This is a genomic window from Microcella indica (assembly GCF_013414345.1).
In the GTDB taxonomy this organism is placed as follows: Bacteria; Actinomycetota; Actinomycetes; order Actinomycetales; family Microbacteriaceae; genus Microcella; species Microcella indica.
Genome location: NZ_CP058670.1, coordinates 288,267 through 309,351, shown reverse-complemented (window position 1 = coordinate 309,351; position 21,085 = coordinate 288,267). Strand labels below are relative to the sequence as shown.

Annotated in this window: 15 protein-coding genes; 9 read left to right on the top strand and 6 right to left on the bottom strand. The window is 70.6% G+C overall.

Features of this window, described 5'->3' with window-relative positions:
* Window positions 1-97: 97 nt before the first annotated feature.
* Window positions 98-520, top strand: coding sequence for an Hsp20/alpha crystallin family protein (locus tag HUJ41_RS01510; protein ID WP_179873044.1), 423 nt, complete (start codon window positions 98-100; stop codon window positions 518-520).
* Here HUJ41_RS01510 and HUJ41_RS01505 read toward each other — a convergent pair.
* From HUJ41_RS01505 to HUJ41_RS01495, 3 genes are all read right to left on the bottom strand, one after another.
* Complete coding sequence (locus HUJ41_RS01505; RefSeq protein WP_179873043.1) at window positions 517-2,460, bottom strand: heavy metal translocating P-type ATPase; 1,944 nt, start codon at window positions 2,458-2,460, stop codon at window positions 517-519. The two genes, HUJ41_RS01510 and HUJ41_RS01505, sit on opposite strands and share 4 nt — an antisense overlap.
* Before the next feature lie 74 nt (window positions 2,461-2,534).
* Window positions 2,535-8,924 (bottom strand): beta strand repeat-containing protein, encoded by a 6,390-nt coding sequence (locus HUJ41_RS01500; protein ID WP_179873042.1) that lies wholly within the window; start codon window positions 8,922-8,924, stop codon window positions 2,535-2,537.
* A gap of 274 nt (window positions 8,925-9,198) precedes the next feature.
* The gene (locus HUJ41_RS01495; protein ID WP_179873041.1) at window positions 9,199-10,413 is read right to left on the bottom strand and encodes an NADP-dependent isocitrate dehydrogenase; all 1,215 of its coding nucleotides are present in this window, start codon (window positions 10,411-10,413) and stop codon (window positions 9,199-9,201) included.
* Window positions 10,414-10,526: 113 nt separating this feature from the next.
* Here HUJ41_RS01495 and HUJ41_RS01490 point away from each other — a divergent pair, with 113 nt between their 5' ends.
* The gene (locus HUJ41_RS01490) at window positions 10,527-10,979 is read left to right on the top strand and encodes a GNAT family N-acetyltransferase (protein ID WP_152582489.1); all 453 of its coding nucleotides are present in this window, start codon (window positions 10,527-10,529) and stop codon (window positions 10,977-10,979) included.
* A gap of 25 nt (window positions 10,980-11,004) precedes the next feature.
* Window positions 11,005-11,364 (top strand): MGMT family protein, encoded by a 360-nt coding sequence (locus HUJ41_RS01485; protein WP_179873040.1) that lies wholly within the window; start codon window positions 11,005-11,007, stop codon window positions 11,362-11,364.
* Here the strand turns inward: HUJ41_RS01485 and HUJ41_RS01480 are convergent.
* On the bottom strand, window positions 11,328-12,020 hold the full coding sequence (locus HUJ41_RS01480) for an amino acid deaminase (RefSeq protein ID WP_152582491.1): 693 nt from the start codon (window positions 12,018-12,020) through the stop codon (window positions 11,328-11,330). The two genes, HUJ41_RS01485 and HUJ41_RS01480, sit on opposite strands and share 37 nt — an antisense overlap.
* Window positions 12,021-12,165: 145 nt before the next feature.
* Between HUJ41_RS01480 and HUJ41_RS01475 the strand changes: the two genes are divergently transcribed.
* Genes HUJ41_RS01475 through HUJ41_RS01450 form a run of 6 tightly spaced genes read left to right on the top strand, consistent with a single transcriptional unit; the run spans window position 12,166 to window position 17,280 of the window.
* Window positions 12,166-12,882: an HAD family hydrolase gene (locus tag HUJ41_RS01475; protein ID WP_210416796.1), complete on the top strand. Its 717-nt coding sequence runs from the start codon at window positions 12,166-12,168 to the stop codon at window positions 12,880-12,882.
* A 2-nt stretch (window positions 12,883-12,884) separates the two neighbouring features.
* Window positions 12,885-13,889: a phosphate/phosphite/phosphonate ABC transporter substrate-binding protein gene (phnD, locus tag HUJ41_RS01470; protein ID WP_152582492.1), complete on the top strand. Its 1,005-nt coding sequence runs from the start codon at window positions 12,885-12,887 to the stop codon at window positions 13,887-13,889.
* Window positions 13,890-13,915: 26 nt separating this feature from the next.
* Window positions 13,916-14,740 (top strand): phosphonate ABC transporter ATP-binding protein, encoded by an 825-nt coding sequence (gene phnC / locus HUJ41_RS01465; RefSeq protein ID WP_152582493.1) that lies wholly within the window; start codon window positions 13,916-13,918, stop codon window positions 14,738-14,740.
* Window positions 14,737-15,591 carry a phosphonate ABC transporter, permease protein PhnE gene (gene phnE, locus HUJ41_RS01460; RefSeq protein WP_246299281.1) on the top strand — a complete coding sequence of 285 codons (855 nt, stop codon included), beginning with the start codon at window positions 14,737-14,739 and terminating at the stop codon, window positions 15,589-15,591. The genes phnC and phnE (HUJ41_RS01460) overlap by 4 nt, the downstream gene beginning before the upstream one ends.
* Window positions 15,588-16,433 carry a phosphonate ABC transporter, permease protein PhnE gene (gene phnE, locus HUJ41_RS01455; RefSeq protein WP_152582494.1) on the top strand — a complete coding sequence of 282 codons (846 nt, stop codon included), beginning with the start codon at window positions 15,588-15,590 and terminating at the stop codon, window positions 16,431-16,433. Before phnE (HUJ41_RS01460) ends, phnE (HUJ41_RS01455) begins: the two co-directional genes overlap by 4 nt.
* Window positions 16,414-17,280: a MurR/RpiR family transcriptional regulator gene (locus HUJ41_RS01450; RefSeq protein WP_179873039.1), complete on the top strand. Its 867-nt coding sequence runs from the start codon at window positions 16,414-16,416 to the stop codon at window positions 17,278-17,280. Before phnE (HUJ41_RS01455) ends, HUJ41_RS01450 begins: the two co-directional genes overlap by 20 nt.
* A gap of 34 nt (window positions 17,281-17,314) precedes the next feature.
* On the opposite strand, the gene HUJ41_RS01445 is transcribed toward HUJ41_RS01450, so the two are convergent.
* Window positions 17,315-19,123 carry an ABC transporter ATP-binding protein gene (locus tag HUJ41_RS01445; protein ID WP_179873038.1) on the bottom strand — a complete coding sequence of 603 codons (1,809 nt, stop codon included), beginning with the start codon at window positions 19,121-19,123 and terminating at the stop codon, window positions 17,315-17,317.
* Window positions 19,120-21,003 (bottom strand): ABC transporter ATP-binding protein, encoded by a 1,884-nt coding sequence (locus HUJ41_RS01440; protein ID WP_179873818.1) that lies wholly within the window; start codon window positions 21,001-21,003, stop codon window positions 19,120-19,122. The genes HUJ41_RS01445 and HUJ41_RS01440 overlap by 4 nt, the downstream gene beginning before the upstream one ends.
* Window positions 21,004-21,085: the final 82 nt, after the last annotated feature.

Sequence of the window (21,085 nt, the reverse complement as noted above, 5' to 3'; positions counted from 1 at the left end):
CTACTCGAGTGCTAATATCTCCTTACTTGAGTCACCCCGACTCAGGTTTACATCGACCACCCGCCACCCGGCGGGCGACGTGACAAGGAGTACCGCGATGACGATGTTCTTCGACCCGTTCCGCGAGCTCGACCGCGTTGCCTCGAGCATGCTCGACCAGCGCCAGAGCCCGCGCCTCATGCCCATGGACCTGTTCCGCGACGGCGACCACTACGTGCTCACCGCCGACCTCCCTGGTGTCGACCCCGGCACGGTCGATGTGGACGTGGATGGCCAGCTGCTCACGATCCGCGCTGAGCGCTCGGCCCGCACCGAAGAGGGCGTCCAGTGGCTCGCCCGCGAGCGCGGCACCGGCAGCTACCTGCGCCAGCTCACCCTCGGCAAAGACATCGACACCGAGAACATCTCGGCCCACTACGAGAACGGCGTGCTGAGCGTCATGATCCCCGTGGCCGAGAAGGCGAAGCCGCGCAAAATCGAGATTGCGATGGCCGGCGACCGCAAGAAGGTCTCCGCCTAGCGGGTGACGCCTCCGGGCGCGCTCCCGCGGGAGGGTGCCTCGACGGGCCTCGCATCCTCGGATGCGGGGCCCGTTCTCATGCCTCCGGCCCGATCGAGCCCCGGCAGCCGCGCCTCCCCCGCGCGCACGGCGCGCAGGGCGCCGAGGATCGCCACGAGGTCGACGACCTCCTGTAGGGCCGCGCCGGCGATCGCGGGCAGGAACCCGAACGCGGCGACGAGCATGAGCCCGACCGAGATGATGATGCCCATCCAGATGCTTTGCAAGGCGACGCGCACAGTGCGCTGCCCGATGCTCACGGCGCGGGCGACGCGGGCGACGTCGTCGAGCATGATGACGACGTCGGCCGACTCGGAGGCGGCCGTCGAGCCGCGCGCACCCATCGCGATGCCGACATCCGAGACCGCGAGAACAGGCGCGTCGTTGACGCCGTCGCCCACCATGACGACCGGACGCGGCTGGAGCTCGCGCACGATGCGCACCTTGTCCTCCGGGAGGCACTCCGCGTGCAGCTCGTCGATGCCGAGACCGGCGGCGATGGGGCGCGCGGTCGCTTCGACGTCGCCCGTCACCATGAGGGTGCGCCGGATGCCCAGCTCGCCCAGCACGCGCAGCGTCGCCGCGGCATCCGCCCGCACTTCGTCGCGCAGCACGACCGTGCCCGCGAACTCTCCATCGACCGCCACGTAGACGGCGGACTCGCCGCTCGGCAGCTCTCGCCGCTCCACGCCGACGGCGTGCTCGGCCACGAAGGCCGGCTTGCCCACGACGACAGCGAGGCCGTCGACGGTCGCGGTGACGCCGTGCGTGGCGACCTCGCGCGCATCCTCCGAGCTGCCGAGGGCCAGGCCGCGGTCGGTCGCGGCCTCGACGAGAGCTGCGGCGAGCACATGGGAGGAGTACCGCTCGGCCGAGCCGACGAGCCGTAGTAGGTCATCCTCATCGATACCACCGGCCGGGTGCACAGCGACGACCTGCGGATGCCCCTGCGTGAGAGTGCCCGTCTTGTCGAAGGCGACCGTGCGTGTGCGCGCGAGCCGCTCGAGCGCGGCAGCATTCTTGACGACGATGCCGTGCTTGGCAGCACTCGACATGCCGCCCATGAACGCGACGGGCGCGGCGATGAGCAGCGGGCACGGCGTCGCGACGACGAGCACTTCGGCGAAGCGCACGGGGTCGCCGCTGAGCGCCCAGGCGACGCCCGCGATGACGAGCGACACGATCGTGAAGGGCAGCGCGTAGCGGTCAGCGAGGCGCACGATGGGGGCGCGCGACTGGGAGGCCTCCTCCACGAGCGCGACGATGCGCTGGTACTGGCTGTCGGCGGCGCGTGCCGTTGCCACGATCTCGACCGCGTCGGCCCCGGCGAGCGAGCCGCTGAGCACGGCGTCGCCGCGCTGCCGCTCGACGGGCATGCTCTCCCCCGTGAGAGAGGACTCGTCGAAGGTCGCGGCGGCACTCGCGAGCTCGCCATCGACGGGAACGACCTCGGAGGGGCGCACGAGTAGACGATCGCCCGGTGAGACGTCGTCGACCGCGACATCCTCGACGTCGCCCTCGGCGGAGAGGCGGTGAGCCTGCTGCGGCACCTTACCCAGCAACGATCGCAGCTCGCGCTGCGCACGGCCCGCCGCGACATCCTCGAGCGCCTCGCCGCCGGCGAGCATGATCACGATCACGAGGCTCGCCCAGTACTCGCCCACGACGACGGTGCTCACGATGGCCATGATCGCGAGCACATCGAGCCCGAACTGTCCGGAGAGCAGGCTGCGCACCATGCCGACGCCCTCTTTGAGGGCGACCCCGAGAGCGAAGATCGACACTCCCCAGCGGGCGATCGGCTCGAGGTCGGCGGCGAGGAGCGCGAGCCCCACGGCGCCGACGAGCACCGCGAGCCCGACGAGGGGGTAGCGCCGTGCCGCCGCGACAAGTCTCCGCATGATGACAGGTCTACGCCCCGGGAGGGCGCGGCGCCAGCAAGCCGAGGCTTGCCTCACCGACCCTCCCGGTGGCGTCAGGCCCGCGCGGCTGCGCTGTCGTCGGTACTGCCTCGCTGGCGACGACGCGCCAGCAGGAAGAAGAGCAGACCCGTCGCGAGCAGCAGTGCCAGGATCGCGAAGGCGATGACGATACCGGTCGAGGCTCCGCCATCGGTCTCCGTCGTCGCCTCGGTCGCGTCATCCGCGACGACCGCGGGCTCTGCCGCAGGCTCCTCGATCTCCTCGACCACGAGGATGCCGAGGGAGAGCTCGATCGGCTCGCCATCCGCGCCCGTGCCCGTCACGACGATCGTGTGCTCGCCTGGTCGGATGCTCGACGGCAGCGTCACGACCGTGCCAGCCGCGAGATCCGAGCCGACGGTCATGCTCGTCAGATAAGTGGGCGTCGAGTACGCCCAGATCTCGATCGAGCTGTCAGCCGCGAACCCGCCGACGTCGATGCTCACGTCGCCGCCCACGAACACGACGGGAGTGGTACCGCCGCTCGAGCCGGTTGAGGCGCCGCCCGACATCGGCTCGACGACGAGGGTTGCACCCTGGGTCGAGACCGTGAAGCGCTCGCCGTCGACCACGATCGTCGACTGCTGAGTCTCGCCATCGACGATCGCCGTCGATGTGCCGGGGTTCTGCGGCGTGGTCTGCGGCGGCGTCGGGGTCGACGGCTCGGTCGGCTCGGGCTCGGGCGCCGGGGCGGGGGGCGGGGTCGGTGCCGGGGGCAGGGCCACGCCCGAGGTCACCGCGGACGCATCCCGGTAGCCGACACGGCTCGCCGTGACCGTCACCGCGGACGTCGCACCCGGGGCAAGACCGGCAACCGTGACCGTTGCGCCGCTGCGCGTGACGCTGCCGGCGTTGGTCGCGGCGAGCGTGTAGCTGATCTCGGCCGAGTAGTTCGTGATCGTGAAGGTGAAGCCTCTCGCCGAGCTCGTGGAGGACGAGAACGTCGGGGCCGTGCCGATGGCGAGGGCCGCTCCGGTCACCTCGGCCGTGGCATCCGTCTCACCCTCCTTCGTGAAGGCGATCGTGACGGTCGCCGACTCGCCGGGGGCGAGGCCCGTGACGACGATCGTCTCGCCTTCGAGCGCCACCGCTCCCGCGGAGGTCGTGACCTCGTAGGTCGCCTCGGCATCGAAGTCCTGAATCTCAGCGCGGAAGCCGTCGAGGGTGGGCTCAGGGGCCGCCGGGTCGATCGCGCCCTGACCGAGCGCCGACGAGGTGACGCTCGAGGGGGCGTCGGTGCGACCGGTAGCAACCGCGACGACCGTGACCGTCGCACTCTGCGCCGGGGCGAGTCCCGTGACCGTGATGGTCGTACCGCTGCGGACGATGGAGCCCGCCGTCGTGGAGACGAGGTAGTCCACGCCGTCCTGCGGGTTGTCGATCGTCGCGCTGAAGCCGTCCGGCGTGCGGTCGCCGAGTGACAGGGCGGGCGCGATGCCGGTGCCCAGTGCCGCGCTCGTCACCGAGGTCGACGCATCCACGTGAGCCGCGAGGGAAGCGGTCACCGTGAGGGTTGCCTCCTGCTCGGGGTCGAGACCCGTGACGACGATCACGCCGTCGCTGAGAGCCGCGACGCCCTCCGTCGAGGAGACGGAGTAGTCGACGCCGTCGACGGCGTCGACGAGCGGCACAGTGAAGCCGTCGGAGGTGCGCGTCACGTCTCCGAGCTGCGGGCTCGGTGCGGCGGGCAAGGCCTCGCCGGTCACCGTCGTGGGCGCGTCGGCGCGACCGGCGCGCTGGGCCGTGACCGTGAGCTCGGCGCTCTCCCCCGGGGCGAGGCCTGCGACCGTCACGGTCGTGCCGTCGAGGGTCGCGGTCGCCTCACCCGGCAGGGAGAACTCGTACACGGCGAGCGCGTCGAGGTTCTCGAGCTGCACGGTGAAACCGCCGTCGATCGAGACCGGCTCGCCGAGCACGGGCGCGACACCCGCCTCGAGCGACGTGCCGCTCGTGCTCGCCGACGCGGTCGTGTAGCCGTGGCGCACCGCCTCAACGGTGACCGTCGACTCGGCGTTCGCCGCGAGGCCGCTCACGGTGACGGTGGAGCCGCTCACACGTGCGCTCGCGCCGTTCGTCGCGCTCGCTCCGTACGTCGTGACCTCCGAGTAGTTGCTGATCGCGACCGTGAAACCGTCCGGCGTGCGCACCGGCGCTGCGAAGGTCGGCGCGACGCCGATGCCCGTGGGGCTCACGGCGGCGGACGGGGCGCTCGCGAGGCTCGTGCCCTGCGCGTTGACGGCGTAGACGATGAACGTGTACTCGGTGCCGTTCGTGAGCCCGGTGACGGTGGCCGACCGGTCGGTCGAGACTGGTTCGATGAAGCGCGTGTAGTCGCTGTCGCCGACGGCGCGGTACCAGACCGTGTAGTCGCTGACGGCGCTCGCGCCCGCCGCTCCCGCGGTCCAGGTGAGGGAGGCCTGCGCGTCACCGGCGACGGCGGTCACACCGCTCACCGAGCCGGGCTTGCCCGTGTAGACGACGGGCACGCGCGGCGTGGAGCGCGTGCTCGTGCCTGCCGCGTTGGTCGCGTCGATCGTGATGTAGTACGTCGTGCCGTTGGTCAGGCCCGTGATCGTGCAGCTCGTCGCGCCCGTCGTCGTGCACGTTCGCAGCTGGCTGCCCTGCGAGGCCGCCGACCAGGCGACGACCGTGTACTTCGTGATCGTCGAGCCGTTGGCGTTCGGCGCCTCCCAGCTCACGATCGCGGAGCCGCTCGCGGGCTCCGCCACGATCGTCGCCGAATCGGGCGTGCTGGGCAGGGCGAAGGGCGTGGCGGTGCGCGTGTTCGACGCCTCCCCGGCACCGGCGGCGCTCACCGCGCGCAACGCGACCGTGTACTCCGTGCCGTTGGCGAGGCCGGAGATCACGATGGGGCTCGACGTGCTGGCCGCGGGGCGCCACTCGCCCCCGTTGAGCTGGTACTCGTAGCCCGTGATGGAACGCGAGCCTGCAGCGCCCGGCGTGAAGGCTGCCGAGAGGAAGGTGTTGGCGGGAGTCACCGTGCCGAGCGTCGGGGCCGAGGGCTTCGCGAGCGGCAGCACCGACACGCGCGGCGCCGACGCAGGCCCCGTGCCCGCGGCGTTCTGCGCGACGACCGAGACGAAGTACGTCGTGTCGTTGCTCAGTCCCGTGATCTCGCAGGCGGTGCTCGCGCTCGAGCAGCTCGCGAGCGCGGTCGTCGAGCTCGCCGTGGCGAATGTGCTCGCGGTGTACTGCGTGATGCTGGCGCCGCCCGTGGAGGCGGGCACCGACCACGACACCGCGGCGAGAGCGTTGCCGGAGACGACGGCCACGCCGGTCGGGGCGCCCGGAACCGTGCGCGGGGTCGCGGAACGGGCATCCGAGACCGCACTCGGGCCGGAGACGTTGACGGCCCGCAGCTCGATCGTGGCCGGCTGCCCGTTGGTGAGCCCCGTGAGCACGAACGGCGAGGAGAGCGTGCCGGTCGAGACGAACGGCGCACCGTTCAGGCTGTACTGCAGGTCGAGAACCGGCGAGCCGCCGTCGTCGGCGACCGAGAAGGCCACCGAGACGGCGCCGTCGAGCGCCGTGAGCGACGTGACCGGCTGGGCCGGCACCGCACGCGGAGTCAGGATGCGCGGGGCCGACGCCGCACCGACGCCCGCAGCGCTCGCCGCGCGCACGATGACCGTGTAGTTCTCGCCGTTGACGAGTCGCGCATCCACGTCGGAGGAGAGAGAGGTGATCGAGAAGGGGCTCGAGTCGGCTCCCGCTGCGGCCCAGGTCGTGCCCGCGTCGGTCGAGTACTCCCAGCCTGTGACCTCGGTGCCGCCGTCGTCGGCGAGATCCACCGTGAGGGTGAGGGTGCGGTCGGTCGGCAGGTACGAGACGATCGTCGGCTGGCCGGGCACCGCCACGGGGGTCGCCGCGACGGGCTCGGACGAGGGTCCGTCGCCGACGGCGTTGACGGCACGCACGGTGACGAGGTACTCGGTGCCGTTGGTCAGCCCCGCGATCGAGAACGCGGTGCCCAGACCTCCGGTCGAGACCCATGCGCCGTCATCGACGCGGTACTCGTACGCGGTGATGGGCGAGCCGCCGTTGGAGGCCGCGTCGAACCGCACGCGCAGCTCCGTCGAGCCGGGCGTGATGCTCGCGATCGTCGGGGCGCTCGGAGTCGTGCGGGCGATGCCCTCGGCGACGCCGGAGGCGGTGCCGGGGCCCTGCGCGTTCACGGCGCGCACCTCGACGTAGTAGGTCGTGCCGTTCGTGAGCGGGGTCGTGCCGTCGCTCGAGAGGGTCGTGATGACGAGCGGGCTCTCGGTCGTACCCGCGTCGCGCGCTCGCCAGGTGGCGCCGCCGTCGGTCGAGTACTCGTAGGTCGTGATCGCCGACCCGCCGTCGGAGTCGGGGGCGGTGAACTGCGCGCTCAGGGTCGCGTCGGAGCCCGCGACGGTGTCGCCGACGATCGAGGGTGCTCCCGGCGTCGTGGCGGGTGTGCCGACGACAGCGGTCGAGGGAGTGCTCGCGCCGACAGCATTGACGGCACGCAGTCGCACGTCGTAGCTCGTTCCGTTGACGAGGCCCGTGATGGTCGCGGGGCTCGCGGTCGTGCCGAGGGGCGTCCATGCGCCGCCCGCCTCGAGCTGGTACTCGTAGGCGGTGACGACGGACCCCCCGTCGAAGACGGCGGGGAAGGCGACCTGCAGGGAGGTGTCGGCCGCCGTGATGCCGTCGATGACGGGCGCGTCGGGAGTCGACGGCGTCGTGACGGTGACGGGCGCCGACGGCGTGCCTGCTCCCGCGGAGTTGAGGGCGCGCAGCTCGACTACCGCGCTCGCGCCGTCGTCGAGGCCGACGATCGTGACGGGGCTCGTGGTGCCGGCATCGACCCAGCTGCCGCCGTCCACGCGGTACTCGTAGCCCGTGATGGTGCCACCGCCGCCGAAGCCTGGAGTGAACTCGATGCTCGCACCACCGATCATGGGGCTGACCGCGTCGATCGTCGGGGCTCCTGGCGTCGAGATGGCCATGCCCGAAACAGGGTCGGAGGCGGCTCCAGCGCCGATCGCGTTGACCCCGCGCACGCGCACGTCGTAGGTGGAGCCGTTGCTGAGGCCGCTGATGAGAAGAGGCGACTCGGCCTCGGCGGTCGCGACCCAGGGGCCGCCGTCGAGCTGATACTCGTAGCGCTCGATCGCGATGGGCGAGGAAGCCGCGTCGAACGCGACCGTGAGCGCAGCATCCCGCGAGATGACGGAGGTGATGGACGGCGCACCGGGCACGCCGCTCGCATAGACCGGGTCGGAGGCGGCCGAGGGCGCGCTCGTGCCGAACGAGTTGACGGCCGCGACCCGGAAGATGTACGCCGTGCCGTTGGTCAGGCCCGTGACAGTGGCGGTGGTTGCGGTCGACTCGCCCTCCTCGACGATCTGCCAGTCGGGCGTCGCCGAGTCCTCGGCGTAGGCGATGACGTAGTCGGTGATGCTCGCGCCGCCCTCGTTGGCGGGCGCCGTCCAGCTGAGGGCGATCTGCTCGTCGCCCGTGGCGCCGATGACGCTCGTCGGCGCGTCGGCCGAACCGGTCGAGTAGGTGAGCGAGACGGAGCCGTGCCCGTTGTTGCCCGAGAAGTAGACGTACGTGGCACTGAGGCTCGCGAGGCCCGCGGTCGAGTTCGCGCCAGGAAAGCCGCCGTAGCCGAGCCACTCGGTGTCGGCGCCGATGCCGAACTCGATCGAGCCGGAGGAGCCGCCCGCGGCGCCACCGCCGCCCGCGCCGGAGCCGCCGCCGTCGCAGCGGGTCGTGCAGATGTCTTGCACGTTGAGGCCGTCCTGGCCGATGCCCGTGGTCATGTCGGTGCGCGGTGCGTGCGAGGCCTCGGCCTGTCGGCCGACGAGCGAGTAGTACTGGCCGCTGCCGCCGCCACCCCCTGCGCCGCCCGCCACGATCGTCTCGGTGCCCGTGAGCAGCACGGTGGCCGCGCCACCGCCGCCACCGCCGCCCGAGCTTCCCTGTCCGCCAGGCATACCGCCGCGACCACCGGCGTATCCGGTGAGCGGGCTCTGGCCCGCCGCCGCGCGCGTCTGACTCGACGTGCTGCTGTTGCCCGTCGCACCGCCGCCGCCGACAGCGATCGTGAGCACCTGGCCGGGAGTGACGGCGATCGTGCCGGTCACCTGACCCTTGTAGCCGCCCGGGATGGGCTCGCCCTGCGAGTCGCGGCCGCCGCGGCCGCCCTCGGCGCCAGTGATGACAGTGGAGAGCTGCGTGACCCCGGCCGGCACCGTGAAGGTCTGAACGGCGCCCGTGTAGCTGAAGGTCTGCGTGACGGCGGAGGGCGCCGCCGTTGCGGGTGCCGTCGGCATCGAGATCGCGGCCGCCGTGATGACGGCGGTCGTCAGCAGTGCTGCCAGTGCGCGGTGTGCAACGTGCGAGATCGACACGGTGAATCCCCCCAGGGCCCGATTCCCCCCAGCGCCGAGCGGGGGCTCGGTCGGGTTGCGGCGCTCGGGCGTGACGCCGCTTCACCATCCTGAGGGACGGCGAGCGGGGGCGAAAGAGGTTCACCTCCCCCCATCCGGGGGCGGAGGGCGCCCCATTCCGGGGGGTCGGGGCTCCGCGGGTGCCGCGGGGAGGTGCGCCGAGACGACGGATACCCGTGGCACTCGGCCACGGGCATCCGGTCAGCGGTTCTGCCTCACGCGGCAGCGACGGTGTCTACGCGAGTCGCGAGGCGAGGTTCTCGTCGAGGGCTGCGAGGAAGTCCTCCGTCGTGAGGTAGGCCTGGTCGTCGCTCACGAGCAGCGCGAGGTCCTTCGTCATCTTGCCGCTCTCGACGGTCGTGATGACGACGTCCTCGAGGGTCTCGGCGAAGGTGATGAGCTCCTGGTTGCCGTCGAGCTTGCCTCGGTGCATGAGGCCACGGGTCCACGCGAAGATCGATGCGATGGGGTTCGTCGACGTGGGCTTGCCCTGCTGGTGCTGGCGGTAGTGGCGCGTGACGGTGCCGTGCGCGGCCTCGGCTTCGACGATCTTGCCGTCCGGGGTCGTGAGCACGCTCGTCATGAGGCCGAGCGAGCCGAAGCCCTGCGCGACGGTGTCTGACTGCACGTCGCCGTCGTAGTTCTTGCAGGCCCAGACGTATCCGCCCTCCCACTTCATGGCGGAGGCGACCATGTCGTCGATGAGGCGGTGCTCGTAGGTGATGCCGGCAGCCTCGAACTTGTCCTTGAACTCGTTCTCGTAGACCTCCTGGAAGAGGTCCTTGAAGCGGCCGTCGTAAGCCTTGAGGATCGTGTTCTTCGTCGAGAGGTACACGGGGTACTGGCGCGAGAGCCCGTAGTTGAGCGAGGCGCGAGCGAAGTCGATGATCGAGGCGTCGAGGTTGTACTGCACCTGGGCGATGCCGTCGCCGGGCGACTGGTAGACCTCGAACTTCTGAGGCTCGGAGCCGTCCTCGGGCGTGAACTCGACCGTGAGCGTGCCCTTGCCCTTGAAGAGGAAGTCGGTGGCGCGGTACTGGTCGCCGAACGCGTGGCGGCCGATGATGATGGGCTTGTTCCAGCCGGGCACCAGTCGCGGAATGTTGCTGATGATGATCGGCTCGCGGAAGATGACGCCGCCGAGGATGTTGCGAATGGTGCCGTTGGGGCTGCGCCACATCTTCTTGAGGCCGAACTCTTCGACGCGCGCCTCGTCGGGCGTGATCGTGGCGCACTTGACGCCGACGCCGTGCTTCTGGATCGCGTGCGCCGCATCGACCGTGACCTGGTCGTCGGTCTCGTCGCGGTGCTGGATGCCGAGGTCGTAGTACTCGAGCGTCACATCGAGGTAGGGGTGGATGAGGCGGTCCTTGATGAACTGCCAGATGATGCGGGTCATCTCGTCGCCGTCGAGTTCGACGACGGTGCCCTCGACCTTGATCTTCTGCACGGGGGTTCCTCTCTTCGGTGGCAGAAGCCAGCCTAGCGGCTGAGCGAGATATCTCGACATCGAGATACCGAAGTCTGACCCTCGTGCGGGGGCCACGCGCTACTGTGGAGCGCATGGGGAACTTGCGAGTCGAAGAGCTGTCGGCGAAGACGATTGTGGCCGCGAACGGCCTCACCCTGCTGCCGGGCCAGGAGCAGTACATCACCCCGGTCTCCTACTCGGCCGCCGACGCCTACGTCGACCCGAGCACCACGTGGGCGCGCGTCGTCCTCGACGGCGACGAGGTCGTCGGCTTCATCCGCGGCAACTTCGACGCCGACAACCCGAAGCCGGAGTTTCGCAGCTGCGTCTGGCGCGTCAACGTGGATGCCACGGCTCAGGGCCGCGGCATCGGCAAGTTCGCCGTGCACGCCCTCGCGGAGGAGGCCCGCCAGCGCGGCTTCGACCGCCTCACCGTCATCTGGGAGTCGGGCGACGACGGGCCCGGAGAGTTCTTCCGTCGCATCGGCTTCACCGAGGTCGGCGAGACGGAGTACGGCGAGAAGATCGGCGAGCTCACCGTCTGACGAGGCCGCGCAGACGGGCACACTCGTGAACGAGAAGCGCGCGCCCGGTGTCACGGTGACCTCCCTCGACTTCGCCGGCGCCGTGCTCGCCGTCGTCGACGACATCCCGCCCGGCCGCGTCATGACCTACGGCGACGTCGCCGCCGAGCTCGGCTCGCGCGGCGCCCGCGCCGTCGGCCGCGTCATGGCCATGGAGGGCGGCTCAGTGCCCTGGTGGCGCGTCGTGCGCGCCGACGGCCGACCGCCTTCCGGACACGAGGATGCTGCGCTCGAGCACTACCGCGCCGAGCGCACTCCCCTGCGCTGGCTCGTGCAGCCGCACGAGCCCGAGTACGTCGAGGCCCTCGCCTACCGGCTCGACCTCGCGGTCGCCCGCCACCTCTGACCTTCCGGACCAAGCGCGGCGGAATGCGCCTCTCCCGCGGCGTTCCACCGCAGCCGCGCGGCGTCGGCATCCCACTCGGCGAGCACCGATTCGGCCGAGCCGACCGGGAATGTGGTGACGAGCCTCCCGTCCACGGCGTAGGCGAGCGCGAACGGCCCGTCGTCGCGCGCGCGTCCGAGGGCGAGCACCGACTCGACCCCGTCGACGGTCTGGACGCGCGTCGCCCCGAGCGCGACGAGCGCCTCCGCCGCGTCGCTCACGCGCTCCAGCAGAGTGGTCGATCGCGCCCACGGCACGAAAGCGTCGTCGGCGAGCCCGTAGGCGCGCGCGAGCCCGCCGTCCAGCCACCTCTCGCGCTTCAGCCCGTACGGAGTGGGCGTCGTCGACAGCAGGTAGCCGTACACGTGCAGGAGGCCGGCATGGCCGACTGGCCAGCGCGCCTCGACGTGCGCGCGGGAGTGGAGTGCCGCGAACAGCGCGGGGTCCACGGTCGCCGTCCCGGTGTTCTCGTCCATCGCCGTCGACCGGCCCCACTTCTCGAGCCTGCCCGCGCCGACGTCATCGTCGATCGCGGCGCCGAGCCAGGAGTGCTCGCGCAGGACGCCGCTGGGGTCGGTGAGCGCTCGCGCCGCGGCATCGTCGAGCGTGTGGATCACGACGTCCCAGCGTAGACGGCCGTCGCCCCGGATGAGTTCACGCAGTGTTCACCACTCATGGCCGCTTCGTCCACCAAATTTGGCCACCATAGACGCATCGTCCACGTCAGGGCGACGAACCTGCCCGCGGGCGGAGAGGAGAGCGGTGAGGCCCACGATCGTGCTGGATTTCGACGGCACACTCGCGCTCGGCAACGGGCCGATCTCGGCGTTCGCTCGTGCGATCGCCGCGCACGCCGGTGATGCGACGTTCCTCGGTCGCGCCGAGGCCGCGCTCGCCGCCTTCGAGGCGGGCGAGGCCGAGTACCGCGACGGCTACGACGCCGTCAGCCGGGTCGCCGCCGCCGAGGGCATCGCACGCGAGCGCCTCGACGCCGCGTACGCCGCCTCGCGCGAGCTGCTCGGATCCGACGACGCCCTCGTCGACCCGCCGCAGGGCCTGCGCGAGTTCCTGCACGGTCTCAGCGCACGCGCGCGCCTCGTCCTCGCGACCAACGCACCGGCCGGCCGCATCCTCGACGTCCTCGAGGCGTGGGGCGTGGCCGAGGTCTTCGACGATCTGCACTTCGCGGTCGGCAAGCCCCACGGCCTCGTGCCCGTGCTGCGCGAGGCGCTCGAGCAGGGTGCGGTGCTCGCCATCGGCGACATCGCCGAGTTCGACCTCGACCCGGCGACCGCGCTCGGAGCGGACACCGCTCTCGTCGGCGTCACCGCCGCGCATTCCGCCGCTGCCACCACGATGCGCGGTCACAGCCTCGCCGATCTCTACGACGAGATCACGGCGTGGGTGCACGCCGCTCCTCCCCTCCTGACTCCTTCTGCCGATTCCCTCCCTCACCACACCATCGAAAGGAACCACTGATCATGCGCAAGTCCCTCCTCATCTCCGGTGTCGCGGCCGTCGCCGCCGTCGCCCTCGTCGGCTGCAGCGGCCAGGCTGAGACCGACGCCTCGGGCGAGGCCTCCGAGTGGCCCGAGTCCATCACGATCTCCCTCGTCCCCTCGGTCGAGGGCGCTGACCTCGCCGAGGCGCTCGACCCGCTCACCAGCTACCTCTCCGACAACCTCGGCATCGAGATCAACGGCGTGGTCGCCTCCGAATACTCGGCGACCGTCGAAGCACTGGGCAGCGACCAGGCTCAGGTCGTCATCACCGACGCCGGCTCGCTGTACAACGCGATCGAGCGCTACGACGCCGAGCTCATCCTGCGTGACGTGCGCTTCGGAGCCACCTCGTACGCGTCTGTCGCGTACACCAACAACCCGGCCAAGTACTGCGCCGAGGCCCCTGTCATGGCCACGTACGCCGCGAGCGGCATCGAGCTGTCCTACTGCAACGGCATCGAGCAGGGCACCGCCGCTGGCGCAGGCCCGGCCGGCCTCGAAGCGCTGGAGCTCATTGACAACGGCACGGAGGTCGCCCTCCAGGCGGCCACGTCGCCCGCTGGCTACCAGTACCCCGTCGTCGCCATGCGCGAGCTCGGCATCGACACCGACGCCGACATCACGCAGATCCCGGTCGAGGGCAACAACAACTCGGTCCTCGCCGTCTACAACGGCGACGCCGAGGTGGGCTTCGCCTACTGGGATGCCCGCACCACGGTCACCGAGGAGGCTCCCGACATCGCCGAGCAAGTCGTGGCGTTCGCCTACACCGACCTCATCCCGAACGGCGGCGTCGCGGTCTCCTCGTCGCTGCCCGACGACCTCGTCACCCAGCTGACCGCGCTCATGGACGCCTATGCGGACTCCTCCGAGGAGGCGGCCACCGTCATGTTCGACCTCGTCGGCCTCTCCGACTGGACGAGCGAGACGGAGATCGGCGAGATCACCCGCTACGGCGAGATCCTCGCCCAGTTCTCCAACTGATCGCATCGATCGCGAAGGTTCGCTTCATGCGTTCTGCACCGCAGCGCCCGGAGGCCGAGGTCACCCCCTCGGCCTCCGGGTCGTGGTCCATCCGCCTCGACGACGTATCGGTCACCTATCCGAACGGCACGACGGCCCTGCGCAACGTCTCCCTCGACATCGCTCCCGGTGAGATGGTCTCCATCGTCGGACTCTCCGGCTCGGGCAAGTCGACGCTCATCCGTACCATCAACGGGCTCGTACCCGTGACGAGCGGCACGGTCGCCGTGGGGCCGCATACCGTCAACGGCATGCGCGGCCGTCGGCTGCGCAGCCTCCGCGGGCACATCGGGATGATCTTCCAGGGCTTCAACCTCGCCGATCGCACCGACGTGTACCGCAACGTGCTCGTCGGGCGGTTCGCCCACACTCCGATCTACCGATCGCTGCTCGGCATCACGACGGCGCACGACCGCGAGCTCGCGCTGCGGTCGCTGGACTCGGTCGGGATCCTCGACAAGGTGTGGACCCGCGCGGGTCAGCTCTCGGGCGGCCAGAAGCAGCGCGTCGCGATCGCCCGCGCCCTGACGCAGGAACCGAGCGTCATGCTCGCCGACGAGCCGGTGGCGAGCCTCGACCCGCCGACCGCCCACGCCGTCATGAACGACCTGCGCCGGGTCAACGCCGAGAAGGGCCTCACCGTGCTGGTGAACATCCACCTCATGGATCTGGCTCGCATGTACACGACGCGCATGATCGGCCTGCGCGACGGCCGGCTCGTCTACGACGGCCCGGCGGCGGAGGCGGCGGAGAGCGACTTCGAGCAGATCTACGGTCGGCCCATCCAGCCCGACGATCGGCTCGGCTCGTGAGCACGAGGCTGATCGGCGCGAGCGCCGACAGCGTCGAGGCGGCGACCGCGCCGCTACGCGCGCTCGACCTGCCTCCCCGCCCCCGCAACCGGGCGCGGAACGGCCTCGCGATCGCGGCGTTCGCGCTCTTCACGATCGCGACGTGCGTGCCCGCGATCGGCGGCATCGAGGTCGACCTCGGTGCTCTCGTCCGCAACTGGAGCAACGGCTCGGGACTGCTCGTGCAACTGATCCAGCCGGATTTCTCCTTCCTCCCCCGCACGCTCGAGCCGATACTCGAGACGCTGCAGATGGCGCTCGTGGGCGCGGCGGCCGCTGCGCTCGTCTCCGTGCCGCTGACGCTGTGGGCCGCCGCACCCACCAACCCGAACGGCGTCACGCGTCACGCTGTCCGCACGGTCATCAACGTTCTGCGGGCCGTGCCCGACCTCGTCTACGCGACCGTCCTCGTCGCGATGATCGGCGTAGGCGCGCTTCCCGGCCTCGTGACGCTCTTCCTCTTCAACGTCGGGGTCGTCGTCAAGCTCGTCTCGGAGGCGATCGACTCGGGCGACCACGCGTACATGGAGGCCGGTCGCGCCGCGGGTGGCTCTCAACTGCAGATCAACCGCGCGACCGCGCTGCCGCAGTCCTGGCCGCTCTTCGCCAACCAGTGGCTGTACGCCCTCGAGCTCAACGTGCGCATCTCCGCGATCCTCGGCATCGTCGGCGCGGGCGGCATCGGGCGGCTGCTCGACGAGCGACGCGCCTTCTACGCCTACGACGACGTCGCGATCATCGTGCTCGAGATCCTCGTCGTCGTCGTGCTCATCGAGCTTGTCTCCACGACCCTGCGACGGAGGCTCGTGTGAACGCGCGCACCGCACCGCCGCTTCCGCCGTCGCGGCCCTCGCGCACCGCCGCGAGCCTGTGGGCGATCGTCGTGGGCGGTGTCGTGATCGCCGCGACCGTCGGCTTGAGGATCGACTGGAGCGAGCTCGGCGACGTGCCCGGCGACGTGCTGCGCTACAGCACGCTCATGTTCGCCGACCCGAACTGGGAGCGCCTGCCGCGCGCCCTATTCGAGATGTGGCGCTCCATCTCCATGGCGTGGATCGGCGCGATCCTGTGCGTGATCGTCTCGATCCCTCTCGGGATGCTCGCCGCCGGCAACGTCGGACCCTCCTGGGTGCGCCTGCCGCTGCGGGTGGTCTTCGCCATCATCCGCGCGGTGCCCGAGGTGATCATCGCGCTCCTCCTCCTGACCGTCACAGGCCTCACCCCGTTCACGGGCGCTCTCGCGCTGGGCATCGCGGGCATCGGCACGCAGGGCAAGTGGGTCTACGAGACCATCGAGTCCGCCCAGGAGGGCGCCTCCGAGGCCGTGCGAGCCGCGGGCGGAAGCACGGCCGAGGTCGCCCGCTGGGCGCTCTGGCCCGCGGTCGCCCCCGCGCTCATGTCGTTCGCGCTGTACCGCTTCGAGATCAACATCCGCACCTCCGCCGTGCTCGGCCTCGTCGGCGCGGGCGGCGTCGGCAGCATGCTCGCGAACTACACCAACTTCCGCGAGTGGGATACCGTCGGAATGCTGCTGATCGTGGTCGTCGTCGTGACGATGATCATGGACGCGATCTCGGGCGCGATCCGCCGACGCATCACGGGCGGTCCGCGCATCACGGAGAAGAGGAGCCGCCATGTGGTCGGGATCCGCTGACGCCCCGCCGACGGCGCGCATCGCCATGCTCGCGCCCTCGCTCCATCCGACCGAGCGGCGCGTCGCCGAGTCGATCGCGAGCGATGTCGAGGCGGCGATCGAGCGCACCGCGCAGGACGTCGCCGACCTCCTCGGCGTGGGGCGGGCGAGTGTCATCCGCACCTCCCAGTCCCTCGGCTACAGCGGATATCAGCAGCTGCGCGTCGCGCTCGTGCGCGAGCTCGCCCTCGGATCTCAGACGACGAGCGCCTCGGAGGGCGCGGACGGCACGGTGATGGGTGCGCTCCGCACGATGATCGAGCGCTTCTCCGACCGCCTCGGCCACACCCTCTCGGCACTCACGGAGGAGAGCGTCGAGCAGTTCGTGCGGGTCGTCGACGAGTCGCAGCGCGTGCTCGTCGTTGCCAACGGCCTCTCCTTGCCGCTCGGTCTCGACCTCGCGCTTCGCCTCATCTCGGCGGGGCGCCCGGCCGAGTACCTGCCCGACACGATCGGGCAGCAGATCTCGGCGACGCAGCTCGGCGCGGGCTCGGCGTGCGTCGTCGTCACGGGATCCGGCGCCAACCGCGCCTCGCTCGAGGTCATGACCGCGGCGCGGGAGAGCGGGGCGACGGTGCTCGTCATCACGTGCTTTCCGCAGTCCGCGGCGGCCAAGCTCGCCGACGCCGCGCTCATCGTCGCCCCGATCGACGACACCTTCCGCGACGAGCTCGTGCACACCTCGCGCGCGGCGCTCATGCTCGTCACGGAGTTCGTCGTCGAACTGCTCGTCTCGCGGCGCGGCGATCGAGCGCGCGTCGCGCAGGCGGCGACGCTCTCGATGCTAAGCCGCTCGCTGTCGGAGTAGGCCCGCGCGGAGCATCCCCCGCGGCACCGCTCCGCTACACGAGGGAGTCGCGCCAGGCGGCGTGCAGCTGCGCGAACTTGCCCGTGCCGGCGATGAGCTCGGCGGGCGTGCCGTCCTCGACGATGCGGCCGTGCTCCATGACGAGCACGCGGTCGGCGATCGCGACCGTCGACAGGCGGTGGGCGATGATGACGGCCGTGCGATCGCTGAGCAGGGTGTTGAGGGCCTGCTGCACGAGCCGCTCGCTCGGGATGTCGAGCGAGGCCGTCGCCTCGTCGAGGATGAGCACGACCGGGTCGGCGAGGAACGCGCGCGCGAACGAGATGAGCTGGCGCTGGCCGGCCGAGACGCGGCCGCCGCGCTTGTTCACGTCGGTGTTGTAGCCGTGCGGCAGCGACTCGATGAACTCGTGCGCACCCACGGCCTTCGCCGCGTCCACGATCTCGTCACGCGAAGCCTCCGGGTTGCCCAAGGCGATGTTGTCGGCGACAGTGCCTGAGAACAGGTACGCCTCCTGCGTGACCATGACGATCGCGCGCCGCAGATCCTTCGGGTGCAGCTTGCGCAGGTCCACGCCGTCGAGCGTCACCGCTCCTGACGTGGGGTCGTAGAAGCGCGCGATGAGCTTGGCGAGAGTCGACTTGCCCGCCCCCGTCGTGCCGACGAGCGCGATCGTCTGCCCGGCCGGGATCTCGAGCTCGAGATCCGGCAGCACGACCTCATCCTGCGTGTACTGGAAGCGCACGCGGTCGAAGTGCACGGTGCCGCGCGCCTTCCACAGGTCGATGGGTGTCGTCGGGTCCGCGACCGAGGGGGTCTCCTCGAGCACGCCCGAGATCTTCTCGAGCGCGGCCGCGGCACCCTGGTAGGAGTTGTAGAACATCGCCATCTCCTCCGCCGGGTCGAAGAACCGGCGGGTGTAGAGCACGATCGCGAGCAGCGCGCCGATCTCGAGCGCGCCGTCGACGATGCGGAATCCGCCGACGACGAGCACGGCGGCGACGGTCACGTTGCCGATGAGGACGAGGCCCGGGTCGAAGATGCCGAACAGGCGGATGACGCGCGCGTTGGCGTGCCGGTACTCCTCGACGTGGTCGCCGAACTGCACCGCGTTGCGCGGCTCCTTGCGGAACGCCTTCACGGCGCGGATGCCCGTCATGGTCTCCACGAAGTGCACGATGAGGCGCGCCGAGGCGACGCGGGTGTACCGGAAGAGCTTCTGCGAGCGCACCTGGAACCAGCGCGTGAGCAGCAGGAGCGGCACGAGCGACACGGCCAGGACGAGACCCGAGGTCGGGTCCAGCAGCACGAGTGCGGCGGCTGTGAAGCTCATGTAGAGCATCCCGGAGACCAGCTGGTTGAGGCCGGAATCCAGCAGCTCGCGGATCGAGTCGAGGTCGCTCGTCTGCCGCGCGATGATGCGGCCCGAGGTGTACGACTCGTGGAACTCGAGCGACAGGCGCTGCGTGTGCAGGAACACGCGCTTGCGCAGATCGAGCAGGATGGCCTGGCTCAAGCGCGCCGACATGACCTGGTACAGCGCGATGAACGCCGCACCCGAGATGCCCGTCAGCAGGTACGCGCCCACGATGAGGCCGATCGGCATCCAGTCGTTCTCGTCGAGCAGCGCCGGCAGACCGGTGTCGATGCCGTACGCGATGAGCGCGGGGCCGGCCACCTGCAGCGCCGTCGAGAGGACGATGACGACCATGGTGAGGATGACCCGCGCACGCACCGGGCGCACGAGCGAGCCGAGCAGCCGCAGCGAGCGGGCTCTCATCTGACGGGACTCGCCTCGCGTGAAGTCGTCGCGCTCCTCGCCCTCGACGCCGACGACGCTCATCGGATTCCCTCCCCGTCGTGGTCGATGACCCTGCTCTCGCGGTCGATCGCATCCTGTCGGCGGCTCTGCTCCTCGGCGAGACGCAGCTCGCGCTCAGCGCGCTCCTCGGCCGCGAGCTCCTCGTCCTCGAGGGACGAGATCACGTAGCGGTAGTGCTCGTTGCGCTGCAGCAGCTCGGAGTGCGTGCCGACGTCGGTGATGCGGCCCTCCTGCAGGAGCGCGACGCGGTCTGCCATCTGCACGGTCGAGGGGCGATGCGCGACGATGAGGCCCGTCGTCTTCGCGAGGACGCGGCGCAAGGCGGCCTCGACCAGGGCTTCGGTGTCGACGTCGAGGGCGCTCAGCGGATCGTCGAGCACGAGCACGGCCGGGTCGGCCGCGACGGCGCGCGCGAGCGCGAGCCGCTGACGCTGACCGCCTGAGAGGCTCAGGCCCTCCTCGCCGACGAGCGTGTCGAGCCCGTTCGGCAGATCGTAGGTGAAGCCTGCCTGGGCGATCTCGATCGCCTCGGTGAGCACCCGCTCGGCCTCGCGCGCGGCGGCGGGGTCGTCGCTCTCGGTGAGGTCGGGGCGGCCGAGCAGAACGTTGTCGCGCACGCTCGCCGAGAACAGCGTCGCGTCCTCGAACGCCATCGCGACGTGGCGGCGCAGCTCTTCGCGCGTGAGGTCGCGAATGTCGACGTCATCGAGCAGGATCCGCCCTCCCGTGACGTCGTAGAGCCTCGTCGCGAGTGCCGTGAGCGTGGTCTTGCCGCTGCCCGTGATGCCGACGAGCGCCATGGTCTCGCCCGGCTCGAGAGTGAGGGTGATGCCGTCGAGCGTTCCAGGAAGGTCGGCGGGAGCATCCTGATAGCGGAATTCGACGTTCTCGAACGTCATGCGCCCCGTGGGCTTCTCGAGCGTGCGCGGCGCCTCCGGGTCGGTGATCGTGTTGACCTCGTCCATGACCTCGAAGAAGCGGTCGGTGGCCGTGCGCGCGTCGAAGGTCATCGACAGCAGGAATCCGATCGATTCGATCGGGAAGCGCAGCACCGTCGCCGTCGCGAAGAACGCGAACAGCTCGCCCACGCTCAGCTCTCCGGCGGCGGCGAGCGCCACACCGCCCAGCAGGCACAGCGCGAAAGCGACGTCGGGGATGAGCACGAGCCAGAACCAGATGCCGGCGATCGCCTTGGCCTTCTCGATCTCGGTGCCGCGCAGCAGCTCGGCCTGATCGGCGAACTTGAGCAGCGAATGCTTGCCGCGCCCGAACGCCTTGAGCACGCGGATGCCGTGCACGCTCTCCTCGACCGCCGTCGCGAGGTCGCCCTGCTGGTCCTGCGCGCGCCGCGCGATGATCGAGTACTTCTTCTCGAACAGGTAGCCGTACACCCAGAGGGGGACGCTCATCGCGAGGAACAGCAGGCCCAGCCACAGGCTCCAGCTCAGCAGCACCGCGAAGCCGATGAGGATCGTGACCGTGTTGACGATAAGCAGCACGAAGCCGAAGGAGAGCCAGCGGCGGATGAGGTTGAGGTCGCTCACCGCGCGGCTCAGCAGCTGCCCCGACTGCCAGCGGTCGTGGAACGCGACGGGCAAGTCCTGCAGCTGCGCGTAGAGGCCGTTGCGCATGCGCGCCTCGATGTGCGTGCCGGGCGTGAGCACGAACCAGCGGCGCAGCATGATGAAGACGGCTTCGAGGAACCCCAGGGCGAGCACGAGCAGGCCGGCCGGCCAGATCTGCGAGGCGTCGCCCGTGCGCAGTGGCCCGTCGACGAGGCCCTGCAGCACGATCGGGATGATGAGGGTCACGACTCCCGCGGCGAGCGCCGCGCCCATGCCCGCGTAGATCCACTTCATGGCCGGCTTCGCGTACGGGTAGATGCGCGCGATCGCCCGCATGGTGTTCAGGCGGGGCGGGGCGGGCGTGGTCGTCGACACGGTGGATCCTCGAGTGAGCGCGGCGACCGCTTGTGGCGGTCGC